This window comes from Desulfobaculum sp., from assembly GCF_054921475.1.
Window position 1 is genome coordinate 1 of record NZ_JBUDSW010000174.1, and the last position, 7882, is coordinate 7882.

General features: G+C 59.6%; 9 protein-coding genes. 2 read left to right on the forward strand and 7 right to left on the reverse strand.

Annotation, left to right across the window (positions count from 1 at the left end):
- Positions 1-188: 188 nt before the first annotated feature.
- A complete protein-coding gene (locus ACY69P_RS11485) occupies positions 189-365 on the forward strand; it encodes a hypothetical protein (RefSeq protein ID WP_462327569.1) in 177 nt (58 codons plus the stop codon).
- A gap of 6 nt (positions 366-371) precedes the next feature.
- Here ACY69P_RS11485 and rfaE1 read toward each other — a convergent pair whose 3' ends face one another.
- The gene (gene rfaE1 / locus ACY69P_RS11490; RefSeq protein ID WP_462327570.1) at positions 372-1409 is read right to left on the reverse strand and encodes a D-glycero-beta-D-manno-heptose-7-phosphate kinase; all 1038 of its coding nucleotides are present in this window, start codon (positions 1407-1409) and stop codon (positions 372-374) included.
- 69 nt (positions 1410-1478) lie between these two features.
- On the reverse strand, positions 1479-2390 hold the full coding sequence (locus tag ACY69P_RS11495) for a ParB/RepB/Spo0J family partition protein (RefSeq protein WP_462327571.1): 912 nt from the start codon (positions 2388-2390) through the stop codon (positions 1479-1481).
- 81 nt (positions 2391-2471) lie between these two features.
- Between ACY69P_RS11495 and ACY69P_RS11500 the strand changes: the two genes are divergently transcribed.
- Complete coding sequence (locus ACY69P_RS11500) at positions 2472-2894, forward strand: hypothetical protein (protein WP_459900155.1); 423 nt, start codon at positions 2472-2474, stop codon at positions 2892-2894.
- An 84-nt stretch (positions 2895-2978) separates the two neighbouring features.
- Here the strand turns inward: ACY69P_RS11500 and ACY69P_RS11505 are convergent, their stop codons facing one another.
- The 5 genes from ACY69P_RS11505 to ACY69P_RS11525 form a co-directional block, all read right to left on the reverse strand.
- The gene (locus ACY69P_RS11505; protein WP_459900153.1) at positions 2979-3749 is read right to left on the reverse strand and encodes a ParA family protein; all 771 of its coding nucleotides are present in this window, start codon (positions 3747-3749) and stop codon (positions 2979-2981) included.
- Positions 3750-3799: 50 nt separating this feature from the next.
- Positions 3800-4090, reverse strand: a complete 291-nt coding sequence (locus tag ACY69P_RS11510) for a GAK system XXXCH domain-containing protein (RefSeq protein ID WP_404844058.1) — start codon at positions 4088-4090, stop codon at positions 3800-3802.
- Positions 4091-4180: 90 nt separating this feature from the next.
- Positions 4181-5188 carry an NAD-dependent epimerase gene (locus tag ACY69P_RS11515; protein WP_462327572.1) on the reverse strand — a complete coding sequence of 336 codons (1008 nt, stop codon included), beginning with the start codon at positions 5186-5188 and terminating at the stop codon, positions 4181-4183.
- A gap of 148 nt (positions 5189-5336) precedes the next feature.
- A complete protein-coding gene (locus ACY69P_RS11520; RefSeq protein WP_459900149.1) occupies positions 5337-6098 on the reverse strand; it encodes a slipin family protein in 762 nt (253 codons plus the stop codon).
- A 72-nt stretch (positions 6099-6170) separates the two neighbouring features.
- Positions 6171-7514: an NfeD family protein gene (locus ACY69P_RS11525; protein WP_462327573.1), complete on the reverse strand. Its 1344-nt coding sequence runs from the start codon at positions 7512-7514 to the stop codon at positions 6171-6173.
- Between the last annotated feature and the right edge of the window lie 368 nt (positions 7515-7882).

The window sequence follows — 7882 nt, forward strand, 5'->3', positions numbered from 1 at the left end:
GGCGGCTTTCTTTTTTCTCCGCCTTTGGCTTGAGGGTCAATATACAAGGGCGGTAGCCCTTAAGCCGCCGGAGGCATCCAAAGCCCGGCCCCTCGCGCCCCGTTCGCCCACCGCTCCCCATGAGGGAGGGGCGAACGCATTCACCACCCGCACTGCCCCCACTGCGGCGGGCCCAAATGAGCCCTTTTTTGAAAAAATACGACCAACGCATCGTGAACAACGTAAAAACGCCACAGCATCCGCGTGAGGCGGCAAAAAATGGGTTTGTCGCTTCGGCTGGCGATTACTGTTGGCAGCTTGGCGCTGCGAAAGAAAAAAGCCGCGGCACTGTAAGCAGTGCGGCGGATTTAATGCGCGAGCAGTAATTGTTGTTACTCATCAAGCCATGTCTCGACGGGGGTGTCGTCGTAGTCTTGGAGTGCGGCGCGGAGTTCATCGGCAGAGGCGGCGGCGGTGCCGACTTGGGCGACGACCATCCCTGCGGCGTAGTTGGCGAGCACGCAACTGGTGAGCAGGTCGAGCCCTGCGGCGAGGGCGAGGCCGAAGGTGGCGATGACGGTGTCGCCTGCGCCGGTGACGTCGAACACTTGGCGCGCGGCGGTGGGGATGCGCCGAACGTGGCCCGGGCCCTCGAAGAGCGCCATACCGTCGGCGCCGAGGGTGATGAGCAGGTTCTTGTTGCCGAGGCGTTCGAAGATGGCGCGACCGGCGCGCAGGGTATCTTCGGGCTGGGTGGTGATGGGAAAGCCCGCGCCTTCGCCTGCTTCCTTGGTGTTTGGGGTAAGCAGGTCGACGTTCTTGTAGAGATGAAAATTGCGCATCTTGGGATCGACGAGCACTTTGGGGCGACGGGGCAAGGCGCTGAGCATAGCGTCCAGCTGCTGCATGAACACGTCGGTAATGAGGCCTTTGCCGTAGTCGGAGAGGATGATGACTTCGGCGTCTGCGGCTTCATGGCGCAGGGAGTCCATGAGCTGGGTGAGCACGGCCTCGGAGACGGGCGCGGCGTTTTCCCAGTCGACGCGGACGACTTGTTGCTGCTGGGCGATGATGCGGGTTTTCTTGGTGGTTGGCCGCGTTTCATCGCAGACGGTGCGTGCGGTGATGCCGTCTTGTTGCAGCAGGCTGGTCATAAGGTCGCCTTCGGCGTCGCGTCCACAGACGCCGATGATGACGGGCTGGCCGCCGAGGGTCTTGATGTTTCGCGCCACGTTGCCTGCGCCGCCGAGGATGTAGCGTTCGCTGCCGACTTCGACGACGGGGACGGGGGCTTCTGGGGAGATGCGCCCGACGGCGCCCATGACGTAGTGGTCGAGGACGAGATCCCCGACGATGAGGACCTTTTTGTGCGCCATGGCGTCGAGGGCATGAAGCAGGCTTTCTGGGGAAATGGTCGTGGTGTCGTTCATGTGTAATCTATGCTCTGGGGCAAAAAACTGGCCCGGCTGGAACGTGTGGTTCTGGCCGGGCCGGTGGAGTTAATCGAGGGTGACGTCGAGGCCGAGGCGCTGCATCAGGGAGAGGAACTCTTCCTGATCGCTGTAGGAGACGGTAAGGCGTCCCTTCTCGGTGTCGCCGGAGATGTTGACCTTGAGGTTCAGCGTCTCCTTGAGCTTGGTATTCAGCTCGGTGATGACCGGGAGCACTTCCTTGGGCTGGCCTTTTTTGCCTTTGGCCTTGGGGGTGCCTGTGGCCTCGGGCAGATGCCCGGTGCGCTTGAAGTAAGCGGCGATGGCCTCGCACTCGCGCACGGAGAGGCCTTCGTCCAGAATGCGCTGGCGCAGGGCTTCCTGTGCGTCCTCGTCGGTGATGGCGAGGAGCGAGCGCCCGTGCCCGCCGCTCATGAGGCCTTTTTGAATATCGGTCTGAATGGCCTGTGGCAGTTGAATAAGGCGCAGCAGGTTGGCGATGGCGGGACGGCTTTTGCCGACCTTCTTCGCGAGGTCATCCTGCGTGAGGTCGAATTCATCCTGCAATCGCTTCAGGCCGAGGGCCTCTTCGATGGGGTTGAGGTCCTCGCGCTGAAGGTTTTCAATAAGCGCGATGGCGAGGCTTTCCTCGTCGGAGATGCGCTTAATGATGGCAGGGATATCCGTCAGGTCAACGATTTGCGAGGCGCGCCAGCGGCGTTCACCGGCGACGAGCTCGTACATATGTTGGCCTTCCTCATCGATGGGGCGTACCAGTACAGGTTGCAGCACCCCGTTTGCCTGAATGGAGGCGGCCAATTCTTCCAGCGCGTCGTCTTCGAATTCACGTCGCGGCTGGTTGGGATTCGCTCGGATTTTGGTAATGGGGACGAGGACGACTTCCGGTGCTTCCATATCTTCCTGAAAGCCGGAGAGCAGTGCGTCCAGGCCGCGGCCGAGTCCTCTTTGCAGTGCAGCCATATTCCTACTCCGTGACATTGCGGGGGTTGCAATACATCACTTGGCATTTGCTGGTCACAACATACCCCCTATGGAGGAACCATGTCCCGTCTTGATGATAACGTAAAGTTTCTCTACGACGACAAGGGCAAGAGCCTTGGCGTGTGGATGAGTCCTGAACTTTGGAACAGCCTGGATGCGCACATTGAGCCGCTTCTTCACAAGCTGTATCCGGAATGTTTTGAGGATGCGGTTATTCCTGAGCCTGTTGACGATTTGAACATGCTCAAGGAGTACTGGGACTTTCCGTATCCTCCTGATGGCAAAGTCCACTGCGAGCACTGCGGTGCTTCCACAGAGGATTGGGAGAGCGACGACCCCCGCGTGTTCCGCCTGAAGGCGGCGAACCTTGGCGGGTTGGTCACCTTTGAGTGCCAGCAGTGTTCGTCCCGCATCACGAAGCGGCATTTCAAGGACAAAGTGACCTTTGAATGCAAGCCGCCGGTGGACAGAAAATCTCGCTAGCCGTTTACCGGCGGTGCGAAACGGATGTCTTCACGAAAAGCCCCTGCCCAGTGCGGGGGCTTTTCTGCATTGAAATATCGGGCGTTAGGCCTGGGGCCTGCGGGTGACGACTTCCTTGGCAAGTTGCAGGTATGCCTCCGCGCCTTTGGATTTGATATCATATCCAACGACCGGCTTGCCATAGCTTGGCGCTTCCGAGAGGCGGATATTGCGCGGGACCACCGTTTCAAGCAGGTGCTGCGGCAGGGTTTTTCGGATTTCGTTTTTCACCTGTCGCGACAGCCTGTTGCGGGTGTCGTACATGGTGAGCACCACGCCCAGCAGGCGGATGCCGGGGTTGAGGCGTCTGCGGACAAGCCCGTACGTTTGCAGGAGCTTGGCGATGCCTTCAAGGGCGAAGTATTCGCACTGGAGGGGGATAAGCACCTCTTCGCCCACGCACATGGCGTTGAGCGTCAGCAGGCCGAGGGACGGCGGACAGTCCACGATGATGAAGTCGTATTCGTCCTTGAGCGGCAGGAGGGCTTCTCTCAGGAAGTATTCACGCGCAGGCTTGCCGACCAGTTCGATTTCCGCCGCCACAAGGTCCTGATGGGCAGGAATGATGGAGAGGTACGGAATGGAAGTCAGCTTGACGGCTTCCGGAGCCGAAGGCGGATCGAGCAGAATACTGTAGGTACTGCTCTGCACGCTTTCGGGGTAAATGCCTAGGCCGCTGGATGCGTTGGCCTGCGGGTCGCAGTCAACGACCAAGACCTTCTTTTCCATAACGGCAAGGCTGGCGGCGAGGTTGACGGACGTGGTTGTTTTGCCCACGCCGCCCTTTTGGTTGGCGACAATAATGATGCGCGACACGCGTTACTACTCCTTCCCGCTGTTTCACGGGAAACATCGCAGGGCTTTGCTTACATGCTAAACATGCGATGGCAATAGTCTTTAGCGGCGTCGAGGGATTCGACTATCATGACGGCCTCTTGGAGTTCCTTTCGCTTGACGGCTTGCTGGAGCTTAACGGCCATGTGGGCGAAGTCTTCAGCCTCCCCGGCCCAATCGTCATACGCTTGGTTTTGCAGCATGCGGCACAGGCGAACAAAGTTGTCCACCACCTCCTTCTGAGGCATCTCGCCGTGGCTGGTGTTGTCAAGAAGCTGGGCGAACGTTGTTTCAAGGTCGTTTTTCAGCGTCTGGAAATCCATGTCGAAGCCTCTGAGTTACTCCATTCGTTAAGGGACAAGGGGGGACTACCAGTTGCGATACTGGAAGCCCCTCTCCCCTGTCAATGTGAATTATAGACCGTGGTACTCCTTGTACCACTCTACGAATCGGGCAATGCCCTCTTCTATCGGCGTATTCGGGCGGAAGCCAACGTCGCGGACAAGATCATCTACATTGGCGTATGTTGCCGGTACATCACCGGGCTGCATGTCCATGTAGTTCTTCTTGGCCTTTTTGCCGAGGCAGTCTTCCAGTACTTCAATGTACTTGCCAAGCTCCACTACATTGTTGTTGCCAATGTTGTAGATCTTGTAGGGCACGCAGGAGGTGCCCGGGTCGGGCGTTTCACCGGTCCATTCGGGATTCGGTGTGGGGGTGTGCTTGGTCACGCGGACCACGCCTTCGACGATGTCATCAATGAAGGTGAAGTCGCGGCGCATTTTGCCGTGGTTGAAGACATTGATGGGCTGGTCCTCAAGGATGGCCTTGGTGAACAGGAACAGCGCCATGTCCGGGCGGCCCCACGGGCCATACACGGTGAAGAAACGCAGACCGGTGCACGGCAGACCGTACAGGTAGGAGTAGGTATGCGCCATCAGCTCGTTGGACTTTTTGGTCGCAGCATAGAGGCTGATGGGATGGTCCACGTTGTCATGCACGCTAAACGGCATGGTGGTGTTCAGGCCATACACGGAGCTGGAGGACGCAAACACAAGGTGCTTCACGCCGTAGTGGCGGCAGCCCTCAAGGATGTGCAGAAAGCCGACCGTGTTGGAATTGATGTAGGACTTGGGGTTCTCGATGGAGTACCGAACGCCAGCCTGAGCGGCAAGGTTGATGACGTGGGTGAACTGCTCGCGCTTGAACAGTTCGTCCATGCCCTGCTCGTCTTCCAGGTCCATCTTCACAAAGGTGAAGTTGGGGTGATCCTGAATGCGGGCCAGACGGTCCTTCTTGAGCTGAACGGAATAATAGTCATTGAGGTTGTCGAGGCCGACAACGGTATGCCCTTCTTCAAGGAAGCGCATGCTCAGCGTAGAGCCAATGAACCCGGCAGCGCCGGTCACCAATATCTTCATTGTGTGTTCTCGCATGTTGCGGTGTGATGCTACAGGAAGACAGGGGTCGCGTGCAGTGCCCCTGAAGCCGAAAGGCGGCGCGATGCAGTGCGTGTTTCCCACGCCGCATCGGCACTACATGTTTCCCGTGAAACATGCCGGGTTGGGGTCAGTCGCCCCCGTGCCCCGGCCGAGACTTCCAGTTAAATGAAAAAAAATCAAGAGGCAGGGGCAGGACGGTGGAGGCTTTGCTTTCCGCCGCCATCTCGCGCATGGTCTGTAAATACCGCAGCTGCAGGGCCTCTGGATACTGGCTGATGATTTCCGCCGCGTCGGCTAATTTGTTGGCGGCCTGATATTCGCCCTCGGCATTAATGACCTTGGCGCGGCGCTCGCGTTCGGCCTCGGCCTGCTTGGCCATGGCGCGCTGCATCTCCTGCGGCAGGTCAATGTACTTGAGTTCCACCGTGCTGACCTTGATCCCCCACGCGTCCGTGTGCTGGTCCAGTATCTCCTGAATCTGATTGTTGACCATGTCGCGGTGCGACAGGATTTCGTCCAGCTCCACCCCGCCGCACACGCTGCGGAGCGTGGTCTGGGCCAGCTGGGATGTGGCAAAGAGGTAGTCCTCAACTTCAAGGATGGATTTGATGGGCTCCAGCACGCGGAAGTAGACCACGGCGTTGACCTTGATGCTCACGTTGTCGCGCGTGATGACGTCCTGATTGGGGACATCAAGGGCAAGGATGCGCAGGCTGACCTTCACCATCCGGTCAATGACCGGGATGAGGATGATAAGGCCCGGGCCTTTGGCTTTGATGACGCGCCCAAGGCGGAATATGACGCCGCGTTCGTATTCGTTGAGCACCCGCAAGGATGCCAGAAGAACGAGGATAATAAGGCCCAACGCTGGCAGGACTTGATACAGCATGTTTCCTCCGGGTGGCAGGTGCTCTCGTGGCCGTTGGCCAGTTGGTGATATGGTCGTGGTGGTGCGTCGGCATCACTCGCCCGCGCCCTCTTCTTTCACGACAATGAGGCGGAGGCCTTCCGTCCGCACAACGCGGACGGTGTCGCCTTCGTCCATGGGCAGCCCCTCGGGGTGCTCTGCGGTCCAAATCTCTCCGCGCACGAGCACTTGGCCTTTGCCGTTTTGCCATGTCCGCACCACGGCGGTCTTGCCCACAAGGGTTTGGGGGCCGAGGCGGACGGGGATGGTTTGCGCTTTGGCGACCAAGTAGACGCCCAGAAAAACGATACACCCCACGCCAACAACCGTGGACGCGATGATGCCCATGGGCAGCGCCGTAAAGCCATATTCAAAGCGGAACAAAATAGTGGACCCAAAGAACAGCGCAGCGAGGCCCGAAATGGCAAGCAAGCCGTAGCTGGTGACAAACACTTCCAGAATGAAGAGGAGCATCGCAAAGAGGATGAGCAGTACCCCTGCCGCGGTGGTTGGCAGGATGGACAGTGCGTAGAGGGCCAGCAGCAGGCACAGTCCGCCGAACACACCGGGAAAAACGGCCCCCGGTGTCGCGAGTTCAAAGAACAGTCCGGCCATGCCCCCGAGAAGGAGCAGGTAAGCCACCTGCGGGCTCAGGAGCCATGACAGGATAGTGTGCCTTGCCCCCGGCGAAAATGTGACCCGCTCGACCCGTGCCGGGTCGAAGGCGATGGTGCCGCCCCGGAAGGGAACGCCCTCTTTGGCAATGGCGCGGAGAAAATCGTCTTCGGAACGTGCAAGGATTTCAACCACGCCCGTGTTGACGGCTTCGGTGCCCGTGATGCTGGCGCTCTCCTCCACCGCCTTCTCGTACCACTCCACATTGCGCCCCCGGGAGTGCGCCATGGCCCGCACAAGGCTCATGATGTCGTTGGTGACCTTTTGCCCCATGGTGCCGTTAACGGACTTTCCGGAGAGGTTCACGGGGCTGGCTGCGCCAATAGTTGCCTGCGGGCTCATGCCCGCAATATGCGACGCGGCGACGAGGAACACCCCCGCAGATGCCGCCCGCGCGCCGCCCGGGCCAACCCACACGGCAACAGGAATGGGCGCGCCAAGGATGCTTTGCGCCATCTCGCGCATGCTGGTGCCAAGGCCCCCCGGGGTGTCGATGCGAAGCAGCAGCAGGTCCGCGCCGCTCGTTTGGGCATGGTGGATGGCGTCGTTTAAGGCGTCGGCCTGCGCGGGATTAATGGTGCCCGTTATGGCGAATTCCAGCACAGTAAAAGGAGCCCGGACCGGTACAGGGATCGTGGCGTTTTCGGCGCCCGCCCTGCCCGCACCACACAGGCAGCACAGCGCAATGAGACACGTGGTGAACAGCCGTAAGGCTCCAAGCATGACAGCATTCCTCCAAATGGCCAAAAGGGAGTTGGAGAATACTACCAAATAATGGGCGGCATGGGCAAAGGATTCTGCGCTTTTCGCGCGGGCGGCAAAAGCCGTTTCGCTATCGCCCTCGTCGCGAGTGAGGGCGCTGCGGGAGGGGGAGAAATGTGGGGCGGAGGTGGTGCGGGGGCATGGGGTGTGGTGGAGGGAGTGATCGGGTTGATTGGCGGGTGTGGTGCGTTTTGGGTGCAGGGGGCGTTGTTGTGTGCTCGGGGCGGGCCGTGGGGGGGGGCGCTCTACGTTTGTTACCTCCGGTGGTTTAAGGCTTTCATCCTTAAAAATCCTTGTATTTGGGGAGGGGGGAGTTTGTCTGGTGTGTC